Source organism: Photobacterium frigidiphilum, assembly GCF_003025615.1.
GTDB classification, from domain to species: domain Bacteria; phylum Pseudomonadota; class Gammaproteobacteria; order Enterobacterales; family Vibrionaceae; genus Photobacterium; species Photobacterium frigidiphilum.
Map to the genome: position 1 here is coordinate 122,754 of NZ_PYMJ01000011.1, position 16,291 is coordinate 139,044.

Genomic DNA, 16,291 nt, shown 5'->3' on the forward strand with positions numbered 1-16,291 from the left:
CAAAACTTGCCAATTAGATCGTGTATGATGACAACATCTCGATTAGGAAGTAAGTGCATGAAAGATCTTTTCTACAGCCTCGATTTAAACTTATTGCGCACCTTCTTAGTACTTTCGCAAGAACTGAATATGCGAAAAGCTTCGGAACGTCTCTATGTCTCGCAACCCGCGATAAGCCAAGCCTTACAACGACTACGAAATCATTTTGGTGACGAACTATTTCTAAAGTCGATCAATGGATTAAAAGCCACGCCATATGCAGAAGACTTAGCAGAACGCATTACACCTTATTTAGATGGGCTGGCTAACGCACTCAATACACAAAATGTATTTAATCCCTCAGAGCTAAACCGCACCATCAAAATTGCATTATCCCCTCAGGTATTATGCACGCTGTCAGGCGCTTTGGTTCAACATCTGAAAAAAGAAGCCCCTAATCTTGATCTGCATATACTCAATTGGACAAGTACTACCCTTGATGATATTGCAAAAGACACCATTCATCTTGGGATCAATTATGATTACCCATCGGCACCAAAAGAAGTCAGCACCAAAGAGCTTATCAAGCTCGATGGCGCTGTTATTGTGCGTAAAGACCACCCAATCAAACTTTCAGAAGCCACACCAATAGACTTTTCCGGATATGAAATAGCCTCGATGCTCATTCCGGGCTGGAATGATCGTGTAAGTTACACTGCCGAAATTTTAGCGAAAAAAGGGATTCCACATAAAGTCGGTTTTCGCTCAGAATTTCCGATGGCGCTGATTGACGTAGTACAACATACTGATATGTATTTCCCTAGTTCAACCAACTTCCCTATTCATCAATACCCAAACCTACGCATGATATCGGTCAAGGTTGATGGCGAAATTATCCAACAGACACTCTATAGCTATACACATCAACGGAACCGAAAAAGTGATCTGAACAATTGGCTACACACGCTTATATTTGATCTCTTAACCGAACAAAAAACGTTACATGCAGAAATACGATTCCCTAACATCATTTAGTTTTCATCGTAACCATCCTTACAATCTATCACCTCTCATATCGATAATAAGCCCTGCTTATTATCGATATAATGATACTCAATTAGCAGTAATTAAGCGCTCTCAGTAAACTCCCCTCACAAAATAAAACACTGTATTTAAATTATTAATGAAGAGAGTATTTACATGAGAAAATTATTACCTGTCGCAGCAACATTCCTTATTGCATCATTCGCTTCAAGTGTCATTGCCGACGATAATTACCAAGGTCACCGCGCAGGTATTGGATATTCATGGACTGAACTTTCAGAAATTAGCGGTGGCATCAATCGTTATTCAGCCGACTATGGTGATGGAATCAAAATCGAATATGGGTATGATTTCAACCGTATTGTCGGTCTCAATGTTTCTTATGCCCAGAATAATGATAACTGGTCTTTTGGCAAACTCGATGCATCGAACTTCCAAATTGATTCTGACATTGGTTATGCGTTTTTACTCAATGGTTTCGACATTAAACCTTATGGGGCAATCGGTCTTTCTCGCATAAATGAAAAATTCACATATAACTCAGGCGCTAGCGATAGCTCTTCAGAGACATCCTTAGCTTTAGGAACTGGTGTTCGTATGGGCTTTGACTTTGGTTTATACGCCGATTTACGCGCTAACATTGTATTCACTGAACATGTTGATACTGAACAATATTCCTTCACTGTCGGTTACCGCTTCTAGTTAGCCGCATAACGATGCAATGAACACCTAGCCTTTCAACTGAAACGAATAATTGTTGAGAAAAAAATGAAGTCACCTGCACTGTTAATGCCTATCGCATTTTTATTGATAACAAACACTGTTCAAGCGAAAACCATTCATATCTCACCAGATATACGGCTAGGTGAACATGACGGATATGGTTTACAACTGGGTGTTAAAGACGTTATGTGGCTAGATGCTGTGTTCATTAGTATCGGCAAGATCGAAGGGGAAAGTACCGGTATTTACACTGATTCATACCGTAAAGAAAAAGTGCACACCTATCGACTTGGTGGTCAATATGCTTTTGATCGCGCAGAAATACACAAGGTACAATTAGAACTTGGCCTGTCAAAATATTCAGGCCGTTATTACAACTACAATAACTTGTCGAAAGAACATTATAAATCTGACGGCATCAGTTATTCGACCAGTTATGTCTATCAAGCAACAGACACCTTTGGATTGCGCGCTGGTGTTGAATTCAACTTCTTTGGCCCGTTTTCAACACCACGCGTTTTTGATACCACGGTGAATGCAACCTTAGGCTTCACTCTCAGTATTTGAGTGGTGTACCCGTTATCTTTTACTGCCATCAACTCACACTTTTAAAGCCTCGTAATTTCTTAAGCTATGCAACAGCCCTAATTTGTCTAGACTTGCTTCTATAAATAGAAAGATAAGGTTCATGAATTGATTTAATTAAGCCTGAATACAGTTTGTTGCGCTAACCTTACTCAACTAGGCTCAAATTTTAATATTCGTAAATTAAAGGGAAGCACATGGAAATAGTGTTTAATGACGGAGTACTTTACTTCAATTCTTTTTTTGCAGTCACTATCGGTATTTTGGTGCTATTTGTCGGGCGGCGATTGAATGCAGCTTTTAAACCACTACAAGAATTTAGTATTCCAGAACCGGTTACTGGTGGTATTCTTTTTTCTCTGCTTATTGCCCTTGTGTATGTAACAACATCTATAGAGATAGAATTTAACCTTGCCGCTCGTGATGTTTTATTGGTGTACTTTTTCACCACGATTGGCATCAACGCCAGCCTTAAAGATTTACTAAAAGGCGGAAAGCCTCTTATTGTCTTGCTGGCTATTACTATTGGCTACATGATTTTACAAAACTTTACCGGTATAAGCGTTGCTAAGCTATTTGGTTTAGATTCTGCTGTCGGTTTGCTTGGCGGTAGTGTTTCGTTAATTGGTGGACATGGAACGGCAATCGCTTGGGCACCAAGAATCGGCGAGGAATTCGGCATACCAAATGCGATGGAAATAGGTATTGCAAGTGCAACCTTTGGGCTGATTCTCGCAAGCTTAATGGGTGGTCCTATTGCTAAATTTTTAATTACCCGTTATCAGCTTAAACCCAATGAAGACGAACAGCTTGATATAGGTATTTCAAATAAAGAAGGCAATGAGAAAATTACAGGCTTCGATTTTCTTGATGCTGTCTTTGCAATCCACATCTGTGCCATTGTTGGATTCATACTCAATGAAGCTATTTCTGAATTAGGTCTTCAATTACCATTATTTGTTACTTGCCTATTTGCAGGTATCGTTATCACTAACCTTATACCTAAGTCTTTACCTCGGATTTCAGGCACACAATGGCCATCACGAAAGCCTGCTATTGCCCTAATTGCTGATATTTCCTTAGGCACTTTTTTAGCCATGTCTTTAATGAGCATGCAATTATGGACATTGGTTGATCTCGCAGGCCCCATCTTTGCCATCTTAAGTGCGCAGTTTATTGTTGCAGTGCTAGTCAATCTCTTTATTGTTTTCCCTGCAATGGGCAAAACCTACGATGCAGCAGTAGTCTGTTCAGGTTTCGGGGGAATTTCGCTAGGTTCAACACCAACAGCCATGGCGAATATGTCTGCTGTATCTCAACGTTATGGTAATTCACATCAAGCTTTTATTATTGTGCCTTTGGTGTGTGCGTTCTTTATCGACTTAGCTAACGCATTAATCATTCCGTACTTTCTTGCTAATTTTTAAAGCTTAAAAAGCAAATCGCTTAAGTACATAAAGTGGACTCAGCGTATTCAATTCGCATTGACATTGAAATGGATACGTTGAGCGCATGATCCGTTTACTCTACGCAGTATTGCTCTCAATTCTTAATTACATTACCTTTTTCTACTTCCAATTAACTATGCTTATGAAGAACATGACAATGAGTTATGCAAGTGAACAATCGACGTGCAGACCTGAGGATGACTATGCCATCAAAACTTATTGTAACTACCCTATTGTTTGAACAGTTTGAGTTACTGGATGTATTTGGACCTTTAGAAATGTTTGGCTTATTACCTGATCAATACCAGCTCAAGCTAGTCTCTGAGCAAGGAGGGGCTATATCCAGTTCACAAGGTATACAAGTTCTGACTGATTACTCTTTCCAAGATGTTTTTTTAACAGATGTACTTATTATTCCCGGAGGAGAAGGCATTAAAAATGAAGTCAATAACTCGAATTTATTGGCATGGCTAAATAAAACAGCACCTAACATACAGTATATCTGCTCAGTGTGTACTGGCGCCGTGATACTTGCGAACGCAGGATTATTAGAAGGTCGTAAAGCAACGACGAACAAGAAACACTATCACTGGGTTACGCAATACGGAAAAGAGATTGACTGGCAACCTGTCGCGCGCTGGGTTCAAGATGGCGCTGTCTTTACATCATCAGGCACTGCAGCAGGCATAGATATGAGCCTTGCAGTCATTGCCGAACAGAATAGCGAAGATGTCGCAAGAAAAGTCGCTATTCACGCAGAATATTTATGGCAAAATGATCCGAATGATGACCCTTTTGCGCCTCTTCATATTGTACGTTAAGCATTTATAACGCATGGAATAATACTTTACTGCCACATAACATGACACTGCCCTTTCACTGCTGCTTTCAAGAAATCAATTAAAGGCATTGCACGCATAGAAATGCTTATTTCTGGCTCATAATCGGCATCATCCAGCTCATCTTCGTTTTTTTCTTCTAGAGTTCCTGCTTTTTTGGCTTCGATTTGCTGTTGCTTGATTGCTCGAATTGCCTGTTCTAAATTATCTAAAGCTGTTGGTACATCTTCGGTGTCAATTGCACCAGGAACGTTGTCACAGTACCCCATCATCTTGATTAGTTGCGTGGCTATATCGCCAAACATAGTGATATTTCCGCTCGCTTTACAGCTAAAAGTGATCAACATAATTATTCCCCTGCCGCATTTAAGACAATCACGTATTTAATACAATCACGCATTTAATACAATTACGTATTTTTAAGATAACGTTGCTGTATCTTTTTCTCTCGCTTTATCACGCTTGGCTAACCAGTAGCCAGCAATAGCCCCAGCAAAGCCACCAAACAAATGGCTTTCAAAACTCATCCATCGATGAATCGGAAATACACCCCATACCATGGACCCATAGAAAAACATCACAATAACAGCAATGGCGATAGATTTAAGGCTGCGGTACATAAACGCATAAACCAATAAATACGCCCATAAGCCATAGATAATGCCGCTTAAACCAATATGGTAACTGGCTCGTCCAAAAAACCAGACGCCAATACTACTGATCGCCCAACTTACAATAAACACCACAATTAAGCGCGACACTCCCGATCGAGATACTAATAAGCCTAATACAAAAAAAGATAATAGATTACCTATTAAATGAGACCAAGAGCCATGTATAAACGGATAAGCGACTAAGCCAGTAAGGTGCGTAATGTGCCGAGGCAATAAACCGTAACTGTTCAGGCTACCATTTAAGAATACATTTATGATATGCACGCAAATACAGAACAAACCAATGAAGCCAATGACTTTCAGTGCATCTTTATCTTGTTGGTCCAATAGAATTCTCCATATATCAAAAACACCCACATACCTACGTGCCATTTTCTAAGTATAGTTAGCTTACTCTTATTCTTCGCTACTGTACCTGAACTGTTGGTTAATTAGTAAATTCAATTATTATAAACACTTAACAGTACACCAATCGTTAAATGCTCCCAAACGGTACGGCAATAGTTTCATCAATTTTATTGAACAACTTGTCCTAATCTTTAACGTGTTCAAGATCCGAGCTCTTCCCTATCATTCACTCACTCTCGATAAACAGTTTGGACTCCCTAATGGAAAAGATGATTAATACCTTACAGCCGTACATATTACTTATTTCTCGTTTTCTGCTTGCTGCCATTTTTATCAATGCAGGTTGGGGTAAAATTGGTGGGTATGCAGGCACCCAAGCTTATATGGATTCAATGGGTGTACCGGGCGCAATGTTGCCACTTGTGATCTTACTTGAATTAGGCGGGGGCTTAGCTATTTTATTTGGCTTATTAACACGCTTTAGTGCCCTATCAATTGCAGCATTTTCTGTTATTTCAGCCTTTCTTTTTCATTACGACCCATCGAACAGTGGTCAAATGATTCACTTTATGAAGAACATCTCAATCGCAGGTGGCTTCTTAGCACTTGTTGCCATTGGCCCAGGAAAAATCAGCATCGATGCTAAGTTGAATAAGCACTGGTAATAGATAACATGCATTCACGGTTTCAGTAAGAATAAAAAAGGCCACTGTTGTGGTCTCTTTTAATTCATATTAACAGTACCACTTGTCATGCCAGCGCTACACTTAGCCACATATTTTATCAAGTTCGGCGCGAGCGAAGGTTTTTAGCCATTTTATCTGCAATTCGTTGAAATTCAGTAATTTCTTCAGAACTGAGATCTTCCATCATCATTTGACGTGTTTCGGCATCAACCTTTGAAATTGTCTTGATAATATCCATGCCTGTATCTGTGATAGACAAGTAATGACTACGTTTGTCGTTTGGATTTGGCGCTTTAGTAATCAAGCCGTTCTCAATCAACGTACTCACTAAACGTGTTACCTGAGCCTTATCCCGATCTAAAAAGCTTGCGATATCAATTGCAGTACAAGGCTTTTTCTTATCAATTATCTTCATCACTCGAACATGCATTGGGGCCATACCCAAATCGAGTTGTTCTATTTGATCATGCAGCTGACGCTTTAGTACATGGACTAAATTAAACAAGCTTTCTAATGATTTGTAGTCAGACATTGATATTCTCTTTATGCGAAAGTGATTGACAATATCAACCATTATAATTTATAGTTGACATTATCAACTTAATTCAACGATATTTCAAGTCTGGAGAGCAACAATGCCCCCTAAAACTAGAAAAGAAAATTGTTATCGTATCACCATTGAAGACGTTAACTCGGAACAAGACACTGGAAAAACACTACAGTTTGAATTTCAAGACAGAGAAGATTTGTTCAAGATTGTAGAAAATTTAAAGCAAGGCAGTGGCTTAGAAGAGTCTCTCGCAACCAAGGTAGGTGTTGCATTGCGTCTGTTAGGCCCAGTAATGATGGCAAATCGCAAACATGCACTGTTTGTCGATTTTATGCCTCATTTTAAGGCATTTATGCATAATTTAAAAAGCACAGTGAAAAATGCAGTAAAAGATAAATAGTTTCATGTAGCTAATATACATTCATATTATGAGGTTAAAAAATTAGTTAGCCTGTTAAATCCACGCCCCTGACTCGAACCATCATCAGCAGACCATTGAGAGTATCCATTTGAAAAAACCACAATCAGTATTGGGTAAAACCGGTATGTTATTTTTCTTAGTCATCATCAGTGCCTTTCCACCGCTTACTATTGATCTGTATTTGCCTGCGCTTCCACAAATGGTCAACGTATTCAACACCGATCAGGCAATGGTGAACTTAACGCTCAGCAGCTATTTCGTCACTTACGCCGTGGGCCTGTTATTTTGGGGACCATTAAGTGAAAAGTTTGGTAGAAAACCTATCTTATTAGCTGGCATTGGCGGCTATATGCTAGCCAGTATCTTTTGCGCATTAGCAGGAAATATCGAACAACTCATTGGCGCCCGAATACTTCAAGCGTTTGCTGGAAGTGCCATCACGGTAGTCGCAACCGCTATTGTCAAAGATCTCTATGATGGTCGAGAGCGCCAAAAAATCATGGCAACAATTATGTCATTGGTCATCATTGCCCCTATGGTCGCCCCTGTTCTTGGCGCATTTTTGCTTCAGATCGCGTCATGGAGAATGATGTTCGTAACGCTTGCAATTTTTGGTGCCTTCGCCTCAGTATTGGCATTCTGCTATGAAGAAACGCTCGAAACAAAATACGACGGCTCAATACTGCATTCTTGGGGAAGACTCGGGGTAGTTTTAAAAAATCCAAGATTTGTCGCATTACTGATGATTTTTTCCATTACACCAATGGCGTTGATGGCATTTCTTGCAGCAGGTTCATACATCTATATTAATGGGTTTGGGCTCACCGAACAGCAGTTTAGCTATGCCTTTGCTTTTAATGCGTTGTGTGCCTCATTTGGCCCAACGATTTACATGAAGCTATCTCGCTACATTCCGGTTCAAAAAATCATAACGCTTTGTTTCTTGCTACTCGCCATAGCAGGTATGTTAACCATTACAATTGGCCACATGTCGCCTTGGGTTTTTGCGTGCATTGCAGCACCCGCGACCTTAATGGTTATCACGATGCGTGTACCGGGTACTAACTTAATGCTTGACCAACAAGATAATGACACGGGTTCTGCCGTGGCATTGATTCAATTTTGCAGTATGATCTGTGGTTCGTTAGGGATGGTATTGGTGTCCGTTCGCCCCGAATCTTTGATCGAAAATCTCGGTGCAATTCAACTTTTTGTTGGTATCACTGGCGGGTTCTTATGGTTACTGGCAAAAAATCGCTCTTTTGTCACCGAAAAATTGGTTAACTAATCGCACGAAACCTTGAAACCTTGAAACCTTGAAACCTTGAAACCTTGAAACCTTGAAATAATATCAAACCGACGCCTTGTATGTCGGTTTTTTTATACCTAATGCATTTACTCATCTTTGTATTTGTACAAGATATTTTTCGGAATATGACAGTAATCATTAGGATGCAAAGTTAGCCTATCTTGATGCTCATCATCACTTTTCACATAGTTAGATAACGGCAGAACTTCAATAGCAACCTTGCTAGCATCTTCTCTCGCTTGGAGATAGCAAGTCACTAGAACCAGATGTTTTGGGTTCTTGCTGTAAATACCGGTTCGATACTTTTCTCCTACATCTTCCCCTTGCTTATTAACGCTATAAGGATCAATAATCTCAAAGAAATAATCCATTAGCTGCTCAACAGAAACGGCAGTTGGATCAAATTGAGTACAAACGCACTCGGCATAGCCATCATACTCACCAGAGGTATTGTAGGTAGAACCATTCGCGCGTCCAGCCTCTGTCGAAACAACACCTGGCAGCGTCTTCATAAATTCCTGAACGCCCCAAAGACATCCCCCCGCAAAATACAACTCTTCCATTTTATCAACCTCTTCAAACATTTTTGTTGGCAATTTCAGATTAGGAAATACTATGACTAATACATTGCACACATGCAAATGTAGAGGCATGAAGCGCCGTTGAACTGGACTATGCAAAGCTGGCTTACCCGACAAGTAATCGAGCAAGTCGTTTTTAGCGCCTTCAAAAGAACAGTAACGCATTGAATATACTAAATAAAAAATACCGACCGGCGGCATACAATAACGATATCTACGGCTAAAATAGGTGACAACAATGCGAGTATTTAAAGCGATGCGCCCGGTTTGCCATGGTATCAATACAACTATAAGAACAAGTAGACGCATGAGTGCAGAATACCAAGTTCTCTATTGTGACTGCCTCGATGAACACTGCCTTACCCGCTTCGTGGTTGACTCAACGGTATCAAGTGTTGTTCACACCCTCTCCGATACATTCAAGGCATCACCAAATACGAACACAAGAGAACAACTAAGCTTCGATATCTAACATCTATCATGGCTTTTGCTACCCCTTAACAAATTATTGGACAAAAGCGTGTTAAATTTTAGTTCGAAATGTTTAGGTCGGATTAGTATAGGTATTATAAATAAACAGTTAACTAATTTAGAGAGCCTTTTTAGCACAGTACGTAAGAAAAGGAGTTTCAAAATCGCTGTTGTTAATTGCAAAATATTGACTGTATTTCTATGATATATATGAATTAATTGATGCTCGTATATTCAATACTTGAGCATAGGTGTATCATTGCTAATATTTCCCTAGCTATCTGGAGGCTAGCTTGAGCAAGAGAGACATATGTTTTTCCACTGAGCAAAGTATTGAGATCCGTTTTGAGCTTGATGGAGTGCAGTTAAGTGGCACATTAAAAACTGCTCACAATAATATGGCAGTTGTTACTGTTTCCGATTTCGACACAAATAAGATGCCATTTACATCTAAAGTAGATAAGAAAAATCTTATTGAGTGTGAAAGCACCCAAGGAAAATACACACTTCTTAACTGTGATTGCTATGGTGAAACCATATACCCTGAATATGTTGTCAAGGGAACTTATGACTTTACCTTTGATACGGTTGTTGTAAGTATTCATGGGCTGTCGACTTGGTTTAACAATAACAGCCGTTATGAGCTTGATGAATGTGGTCTGGCGAAAAAATTTGATCTCGATAAATTTTGCGAAGTAGTAACTTACGGTCAGCACAAATACGAAATTCAAAACAAACACTCTTGTGTAATTAGCCATAAAGGTGAAAAAAACTATCTCGTATCTGAAAAAGACACCATTCAAATTAAATGCTTAAGTAAAACTTTATCCCTTGATGAAGCAAAACACTTAGCTTGGAAGATAAAAATACTGGTTTCAATTCTATCTGGGGAAGCTCTATCTTTCGAAAATATATGGATCGTTAATAATAGTACAAAACAATACAATTCAATTTATTACTCAGACTTCACCTATTTAAAAGAACCATTTTCATCACGCTTTGATTTGTTTTGCACCGCAAGATATTTGTTTTCTGAAAATTTATGGGAAACTGTATTAACTAACTTCTTTGAAAATGATCACTTTGAAAAACTTTGGCCTCAGTTATATAGTATTTTTAGCTATGAAGGCTCATGGCATTTTGACTTTATGAACCATGTAATTCTACTTGATAGATATTGCTCTCTGATAGCAGATAAAAGAAACTTCAAAGGATTGAAATGGGACAATGAAGCACTAAAGCTTCAACTTGAACAAGAGATAGAATTATTTGCAAAAAATGGTACAGATAAGCGAAAAACAGTTAAGCATATAATATCTCATATAAAAGCTAGTAAAATACCGCCATTCAAACAGAAATATGAATTCACTATGAATTTTATAAGCAATGACGTTAAGGAAATGATTGCATTTAAAGAAGATGACTTTGATTTAATGAAAGCGATCCGAGATCAAGCTGCACATGGATCTGAAGTAAAAACTAAAGAAAGCAAATCTATATCTTACGAGGTCATTGTCAAAAACAGGCTTCTTGTTTTGCTTATGTACTTGTCATTCAATGAACTAGGTTTTAAGCAACAGCATTTTGCAGTGTGTCTTGATAGAACTTTAAAGAAGTTTGTTCGAAGTGCCAACTTCAACAAAAAAGAAAAAGATCGACTAGCTGGAAATGTCCCATTTATTCCACTATCGCACGATTTTAACAAAGACAAATATCCACGCTCACGTTTCTATGTTGTTCTGAAACACAACAGAAAAGACAACAGTTATTACATTGACGATCCTGTTAGTGCTCTTACGGACTCATGGCCCGCATCAAAAGAATTAAAAAAGTATAAAGATGTAAAGGAATTGGTAAAAGACAAAGTAGAAGATAAAGACTTTTCTGACTGTGAATTTGTAAATAGAGTCTACCTGTGTGTTGGTAATGGTGACGAATACCTTTGTAATGCTGTAATTATAATCAGCTATAACTGATGACAATTACCTCAATCCATACAGTTTGTTATACTTGGGCGACGAACCAAACCTTGTGTAAACAAAAAAAACTCCACATTGAATCTTACTGTTTTAGTATTAATTAAAGTTAGGATAATCGTCATAAATGAGTTATTGCTCTAACTCTCTTTGGGGGAAAACTGGCTTAGAGTAATCATTCTCTACCATAGATCAACAGAAACAAGTTAGAAATTTTGCTTTGGTAAGCATAATAAAACCATCATGTCATTCTAGAAACTGGGAGCCAGGAACATCTGATACAGCGAGAAGTAATAGCAAAGCTGATAATGTTCCTGATTTAATCAAGTAAATGAGATAGTTTGCAGATATAGCTAAATCATTTAATAATAGTTACTATTACTGAATAATCGCCACAACTACAAAATAATACTGTTACTCCAATGCATAATACCTCTAACTTTTAAAAAAGAAGCAGACTTATTGCTTATCTTAATTTTTTATTTAGATAATCAATCGCCACACCATAAAAAGGTGTATACTTATTCCCCCTCCCTTTATTAGAGACTTTATCAAGTAGCTTTTGTATTTTACTTTTACATCTCTTATCTCCTGACAATTGATTAAGCCTCGACTTAATACTTTCTAGTGCTACCTTTCTATTTTCGACCATAACACCCAGATTTAGATTCAATTTATTCTCGATATCTAAATTAAAAACTTGATCTTGAGATAATATCTTTCCTGAACTTAAATACTTTATTTTTCTATTAATTTCATCTCTTGGATTTGCAGGAGAAAATTTTATTAAGTCATTTGCTTTCTTAGTATCACACGTACGGATATCTTTTTTTTTGTCATGTTTTTTTTCATTACCTTCACAGCAACCAAGTAAATTCTTATAATCTAAAGTAGACGATTTATTATTATTCGAACTTTGTGGTAACCAATGCTCTACTTTCATTGCCTCAAACTTAATCTGTTGCATACAATAAGCGCAGGTATGCCCCTGTTCATCTAACAATTGATTTTTAATGTCAGTTTTTACCTTTGAAGGAAGACCTTCAAAAGTAGCACCTGCGCTAGAACGATAATTTCGTAATGATAAAGGTTCGTTTTTTTTTGCAATAAAGCGCATAGCTATTCATCCCAACCATTAAGATCTATATCAATCTTTGCTGATGTTAGTTCTGGAATTGTGCCATTTAACTCAACCTCTAATTCTTCTATTTTTTGCTCTGCTTCTTTAAAACGTTCATCGTCAACTAAACTTTGTATATATTTGATCTTATCTTCAACATCACTATTTCGTACTAAGTCACTATTAGTACCTGATGGTTTCATTAAATAATTCAATATTTGGTTACTGGTTAACCCATATGATTGTTCAGGGTGAGAGTATGAAATATTATTATTTTCATCACTTTCTAATATGATAATTTGAGACGGTTTCACCTCACCCAACATTTGAGGTGAATGTGTTGTAATAATAAATTGGCAGTTTTTAAATGCTTTTGGCAATCCTGAAATCAAAGACCTCTGCCATGCTGGGTGGATATGCATATCGTATTCATCAATTAATACAATACCACTTCCTTCAAGAGGGTTATCTAAAGAGGGGTTTAAAATAATTAGCCTTCGGGCTATATCCACAACTAAAGCTAATAATGACTTTTCACCTTGGGACAACTGAAGAACATTTAATTTCTCACCATTTTTTTCAACGGTTATACCCAAAAATGGTTCAACTTGTATTTCAAGGTTACCGTAACCATTCATAAAGTAACTAATTACCTTATTGACTAATTTTTTTATTTTTTCGACATCAAAACTTTCAACTGTCGCTTCCTTAGCTTCTATTTTGTCTTCGTTGTTTAATTTCTCTAATAACAACCTTGCAGATTCATCGCTTTGAGCTAATATTTCTAATTGTTTTTTAAATTCTTCTGAATTAATTGAGCTTATTTTATTACTTTCTCTTCGAATAGAAATATCATCTAACCGTTTGTACCAACGAAAAAATGACTGAAAGTCAGCTTTACCATTTAATGAGTTTTGATAACCATCAAATTTATCTAACTTCGTTATACCTAACGTTTCATCGTATGCACCAACATCTTTACGTGACACAGCATTAGAACGACCAACTGTATAATATGATAAAAGAGGGAAATTAAAACTCTCATTGATATCATTTGATCTTTTATAAAAAGAACCTATTTTAGTAACATCCGCGACGATGTTTTTTTTCTTTACTGATGAAGCCGGTGCTGGTACCGCTAATTCCATATCAAAAGAAACAGACTTATTCAATTTAAATTTAGATACAATTGATGAATATGCTGCGTCTACACCTAGCTTAATATCAAGATTATCAATTGTATCGCCATTACCACCATTTTTTACAATTCTATTGTGTAACCAACTCATACTCATCGCGATAGAATCTAAAATTGTTGTTTTACCTGCACCGTTATTGCCAATAATAACCGTAAGGTTTTCACTTGGTAAGTGTAATTTGAAATCACTAAACGACCTGAAATTATCAAGGGTGACTTCATTTATTCGAATATTCTGCTTTTTAAATAAATTAAACGCTAACGAAAGATATTTATCAGATTCATCTTTATCCTTTTCAATGTATTTTCCATCTTGATAATAGTCAACAAGTTGAAAAGCAGCATCGAAATTTCCTTTCTTTGCATTTCTTATATTTTTTTGTAAATCAGAATTTTTTTTATCATTCGTCATTTTCAACCCTTAACTTTAATATTTCAGTTACAACATTAGAGCCATATTTCTTAGACATTTTGCCCCTAAAATCTGGTTCAACATGAATAGCAAATGAAAGCATGCCTTGTAGATAAGTTACATCTTGTTTTTCAATATCATTAATCACGTACTTATGTATCAGAGTAGATATTAATCTTTTTCTTTCTCTTCCTACAGATAATTTATTATCATTAGTTAGTGTTACACCTGTAATATGCCTATTATGTGCTTTGGAAGAAAATGTGGTCTTAACATTATTCACTGTGATTTTATTAGAATAATGTTCACTAAGAATATCTTTTACAACTCGTGTCACTCCAAATAACTTATTTTTATCATTTGTTGAAAACGTAATATCATCTGCATATCGACTATAGTTTATGTTGTTTATTTTACAATAATCAGAAATAAAAATATCAAACTTATACATTACAAAGTTTGATACTAGTGGTGAAGTAGGAGCGCCAACACTTAGAACCAAATCACCATTAATAGTTTTTGTTTTATTCCAAAATAACAGACCCTCTAATAGCCTTAATTCTGCAAGTGAAATTTTAACTTCACATTCTTTACAAGAAGAAACTAGTAAATCAAAAGTAATACTATTAAAAAAGTTACTAAAGTCCATTTTTAATAAATACTTAGTTCCAAGGTGCACACTAGCATTATCTTTAATACTTACACCTTTTTTATATGCAAACGAATTAGGATGAGTTATAAAAATATCAGCAAGAAATCCAGCTAAAAACTTTTGAATTTTTTTTAATGATTTTGACGGATGAGCAATTACACGATACCCAGATGTACGCTTAGGTATTGTATAAACTTTATACCTTTTAGGAGCAGTCTTAGCAAAGTTCATTAATCGAGACCTAGTTACTCCTAACTCGTCCTCAAATGCTTTGTATAGCCGTATAGTCAAACTAAATTCCTGTAACGAAATTAATAGCATAAAGCACGATTAGTTTTACACTAACCGTGCTTTAAATCCTTCACTTAAGGAAGCGGTGTAGATTTTATCCGCGACCGAGAAACGAGGAACTCGTTGAGCGAACGCGGATAAAATTTACACCGCAATCGCAGAACTCCCCAATAAATTAGAGTCTGGCTTATCGCCCGACTAGACTTAATGTCTATAAACTAAAGGATTGCTATCATAATACGTTAGGTTTTGATCCTCATCAACCTAAAGATTGAAGCAGATATAACGGGGGCTTATTTTACCTATCAATTGGTTGCGCTATGACAAACTCCAAAATAGAACGTTAGTGATATATTGCTCTGACACGTTTTTAAGGAAATAAGTTAACCCTCAGCCAGTATTAAGCTGAATGCTTTAAGACAACACTATACTGGCGAGGGGACTTCCAGCGTTTCAAATTGGATATGTAACTGCTTCAATAAAACCGCATTCACTCCGATTATCAGCTTCTGCATTGGCTTCACCTCATTCTCATAGTAGGTCTCGTTGTACTGCAGCGGGTTTCCCATCGACGCACCTTCTGGCGGAATAATGCCTGACATCCCTGCTGGAAAGCGGTGTGCCACGATGGTCTCTTGAGATGATATTTTCTTTATTCCTTCAAATTCATCCTTTGAGCCAATACTCCCCACAGGGATGAGCTGTACCCCTTTCTCTTGACCGTTCGGAATATTAATCAACATAGAGCTAAAATTACCTACGCCACGGGAGTTTTTTAGTGCACTCTTCAAAGCATCTTCCGATGTCGGTGACAGGTTTGGATCCGTCGTATAAAGAACGAAGCCCATATGCATACCATTCTTGTAATAACGACGGTGAAACTGGGTCGCATCTTGTGATAACAAAACAGACTGAATACCCGACAAGTAATCGGGTAAGCCGTTTTTAACGCCTTTTTGTTTAATTCAGACTACATCGAACAAA

The 16,291-nt window shown here is 37.2% G+C and carries 17 protein-coding genes; 9 read left to right on the top strand and 8 right to left on the bottom strand.

Going from position 1 to position 16,291, the window contains the following annotated elements; all coding sequences use genetic code 11:
* Nucleotides 1–57 precede the first annotated feature (57 nt).
* The 5 genes from C9J12_RS13115 (at nt 58) to C9J12_RS13135 (ending at nt 4,600) form a co-directional block, all read left to right on the top strand.
* Nucleotides 58–1,014: a LysR family transcriptional regulator gene (locus C9J12_RS13115; protein ID WP_107243123.1), complete on the top strand. Its 957-nt coding sequence runs from the start codon at nt 58–60 to the stop codon at nt 1,012–1,014.
* 165 nt (nt 1,015–1,179) lie between these two features.
* On the top strand, nt 1,180–1,725 hold the full coding sequence (locus C9J12_RS13120) for a porin family protein (RefSeq protein ID WP_107243124.1): 546 nt from the start codon (nt 1,180–1,182) through the stop codon (nt 1,723–1,725).
* A gap of 66 nt (nt 1,726–1,791) precedes the next feature.
* Entirely contained in the window at nt 1,792–2,313 is a 522-nt protein-coding gene (locus C9J12_RS13125) for a hypothetical protein (RefSeq protein ID WP_107243125.1), read from the top strand.
* A gap of 215 nt (nt 2,314–2,528) precedes the next feature.
* Nucleotides 2,529–3,758 (top strand): sodium/glutamate symporter, encoded by a 1,230-nt coding sequence (gltS, locus tag C9J12_RS13130; RefSeq protein WP_407675679.1) that lies wholly within the window; start codon nt 2,529–2,531, stop codon nt 3,756–3,758.
* A 224-nt stretch (nt 3,759–3,982) separates the two neighbouring features.
* Nucleotides 3,983–4,600, top strand: coding sequence for a DJ-1/PfpI family protein (locus C9J12_RS13135; RefSeq protein ID WP_107243126.1), 618 nt, complete (start codon nt 3,983–3,985; stop codon nt 4,598–4,600).
* Between the two features lie 26 nt (nt 4,601–4,626).
* On the opposite strand, the gene C9J12_RS13140 is transcribed toward C9J12_RS13135, so the two are convergent.
* Together C9J12_RS13140 and C9J12_RS13145 are read right to left on the bottom strand one after the other, a co-directional pair.
* Nucleotides 4,627–4,965: a DUF1840 domain-containing protein gene (locus C9J12_RS13140; protein ID WP_006230058.1), complete on the bottom strand. Its 339-nt coding sequence runs from the start codon at nt 4,963–4,965 to the stop codon at nt 4,627–4,629.
* A 72-nt stretch (nt 4,966–5,037) separates the two neighbouring features.
* Nucleotides 5,038–5,619: a rhomboid family intramembrane serine protease gene (locus C9J12_RS13145; protein WP_107243127.1), complete on the bottom strand. Its 582-nt coding sequence runs from the start codon at nt 5,617–5,619 to the stop codon at nt 5,038–5,040.
* 281 nt (nt 5,620–5,900) lie between these two features.
* Between C9J12_RS13145 and C9J12_RS13150 the strand changes: the two genes are divergently transcribed.
* Nucleotides 5,901–6,305 (top strand): DoxX family protein, encoded by a 405-nt coding sequence (locus tag C9J12_RS13150; protein WP_107243128.1) that lies wholly within the window; start codon nt 5,901–5,903, stop codon nt 6,303–6,305.
* A 118-nt stretch (nt 6,306–6,423) separates the two neighbouring features.
* Here the strand turns inward: C9J12_RS13150 and C9J12_RS13155 are convergent, their stop codons facing one another.
* Nucleotides 6,424–6,858 (bottom strand): MarR family winged helix-turn-helix transcriptional regulator, encoded by a 435-nt coding sequence (locus C9J12_RS13155; RefSeq protein WP_107243129.1) that lies wholly within the window; start codon nt 6,856–6,858, stop codon nt 6,424–6,426.
* A gap of 103 nt (nt 6,859–6,961) precedes the next feature.
* Between C9J12_RS13155 and C9J12_RS13160 the strand changes: the two genes are divergently transcribed.
* Both C9J12_RS13160 and C9J12_RS13165 read left to right on the top strand, forming a co-directional pair.
* Nucleotides 6,962–7,276 carry a DUF3861 domain-containing protein gene (locus C9J12_RS13160; protein WP_011221304.1) on the top strand — a complete coding sequence of 105 codons (315 nt, stop codon included), beginning with the start codon at nt 6,962–6,964 and terminating at the stop codon, nt 7,274–7,276.
* Nucleotides 7,277–7,385: 109 nt separating this feature from the next.
* Nucleotides 7,386–8,585, top strand: coding sequence for a multidrug effflux MFS transporter (locus C9J12_RS13165; RefSeq protein ID WP_456107139.1), 1,200 nt, complete (start codon nt 7,386–7,388; stop codon nt 8,583–8,585).
* 107 nt (nt 8,586–8,692) lie between these two features.
* On the opposite strand, the gene C9J12_RS13170 is transcribed toward C9J12_RS13165, so the two are convergent.
* Nucleotides 8,693–9,169 carry a peptide-methionine (S)-S-oxide reductase gene (locus C9J12_RS13170; protein ID WP_107243168.1) on the bottom strand — a complete coding sequence of 159 codons (477 nt, stop codon included), beginning with the start codon at nt 9,167–9,169 and terminating at the stop codon, nt 8,693–8,695.
* A 782-nt stretch (nt 9,170–9,951) separates the two neighbouring features.
* Between C9J12_RS13170 and C9J12_RS13175 the strand changes: the two genes are divergently transcribed.
* The gene (locus tag C9J12_RS13175) at nt 9,952–11,634 is read left to right on the top strand and encodes a HEPN domain-containing protein (RefSeq protein ID WP_107243130.1); all 1,683 of its coding nucleotides are present in this window, start codon (nt 9,952–9,954) and stop codon (nt 11,632–11,634) included.
* Nucleotides 11,635–12,100: 466 nt separating this feature from the next.
* On the opposite strand, the gene C9J12_RS13180 is transcribed toward C9J12_RS13175, so the two are convergent.
* The 4 genes from C9J12_RS13180 to C9J12_RS13195 all read right to left on the bottom strand — a co-directional run bounded on the left by C9J12_RS13180 (nt 12,101) and on the right by C9J12_RS13195 (nt 16,233).
* Nucleotides 12,101–12,751, bottom strand: coding sequence for a retron system putative HNH endonuclease (locus C9J12_RS13180; protein WP_107243131.1), 651 nt, complete (start codon nt 12,749–12,751; stop codon nt 12,101–12,103).
* A 2-nt stretch (nt 12,752–12,753) separates the two neighbouring features.
* On the bottom strand, nt 12,754–14,364 hold the full coding sequence (locus C9J12_RS13185; RefSeq protein ID WP_107243132.1) for an AAA family ATPase: 1,611 nt from the start codon (nt 14,362–14,364) through the stop codon (nt 12,754–12,756).
* Nucleotides 14,354–15,337 carry a retron St85 family RNA-directed DNA polymerase gene (locus tag C9J12_RS13190; RefSeq protein WP_227876359.1) on the bottom strand — a complete coding sequence of 328 codons (984 nt, stop codon included), beginning with the start codon at nt 15,335–15,337 and terminating at the stop codon, nt 14,354–14,356. Before C9J12_RS13190 ends, C9J12_RS13185 begins: the two co-directional genes overlap by 11 nt.
* 395 nt (nt 15,338–15,732) lie before the next feature.
* On the bottom strand, nt 15,733–16,233 hold the full coding sequence (locus tag C9J12_RS13195; protein ID WP_146150086.1) for a phage portal family protein: 501 nt from the start codon (nt 16,231–16,233) through the stop codon (nt 15,733–15,735).
* Between the last annotated feature and the right edge of the window lie 58 nt (nt 16,234–16,291).

Excerpts from the sequence above, each read along its gene's own strand:
- C9J12_RS13185 (WP_107243132.1), bottom strand. The coding sequence starts at position 14,364 with ATGACGAATGATAAAAAAAATTCTGATTTACAAAAAAATATAAGAAAT.
- C9J12_RS13140 (WP_006230058.1), bottom strand. The coding sequence starts at position 4,965 with ATGTTGATCACTTTTAGCTGTAAAGCGAGCGGAAATATCACTATGTTT.
- C9J12_RS13120 (WP_107243124.1), top strand. The coding sequence starts at position 1,180 with ATGAGAAAATTATTACCTGTCGCAGCAACATTCCTTATTGCATCATTC.
- C9J12_RS13170 (WP_107243168.1), bottom strand. The coding sequence starts at position 9,169 with ATGGAAGAGTTGTATTTTGCGGGGGGATGTCTTTGGGGCGTTCAGGAA.
- C9J12_RS13125 (WP_107243125.1), top strand. The coding sequence starts at position 1,792 with ATGAAGTCACCTGCACTGTTAATGCCTATCGCATTTTTATTGATAACA.
- C9J12_RS13150 (WP_107243128.1), top strand. The coding sequence starts at position 5,901 with ATGGAAAAGATGATTAATACCTTACAGCCGTACATATTACTTATTTCT.
- gltS (WP_407675679.1), top strand. The coding sequence starts at position 2,529 with ATGGAAATAGTGTTTAATGACGGAGTACTTTACTTCAATTCTTTTTTT.
- C9J12_RS13115 (WP_107243123.1), top strand. The coding sequence starts at position 58 with ATGAAAGATCTTTTCTACAGCCTCGATTTAAACTTATTGCGCACCTTC.
- C9J12_RS13180 (WP_107243131.1), bottom strand. The coding sequence starts at position 12,751 with ATGCGCTTTATTGCAAAAAAAAACGAACCTTTATCATTACGAAATTAT.
- C9J12_RS13155 (WP_107243129.1), bottom strand. The coding sequence starts at position 6,858 with ATGTCTGACTACAAATCATTAGAAAGCTTGTTTAATTTAGTCCATGTA.
- C9J12_RS13190 (WP_227876359.1), bottom strand. The coding sequence starts at position 15,337 with ATGCTATTAATTTCGTTACAGGAATTTAGTTTGACTATACGGCTATAC.
- C9J12_RS13135 (WP_107243126.1), top strand. The coding sequence starts at position 3,983 with ATGCCATCAAAACTTATTGTAACTACCCTATTGTTTGAACAGTTTGAG.
- C9J12_RS13160 (WP_011221304.1), top strand. The coding sequence starts at position 6,962 with ATGCCCCCTAAAACTAGAAAAGAAAATTGTTATCGTATCACCATTGAA.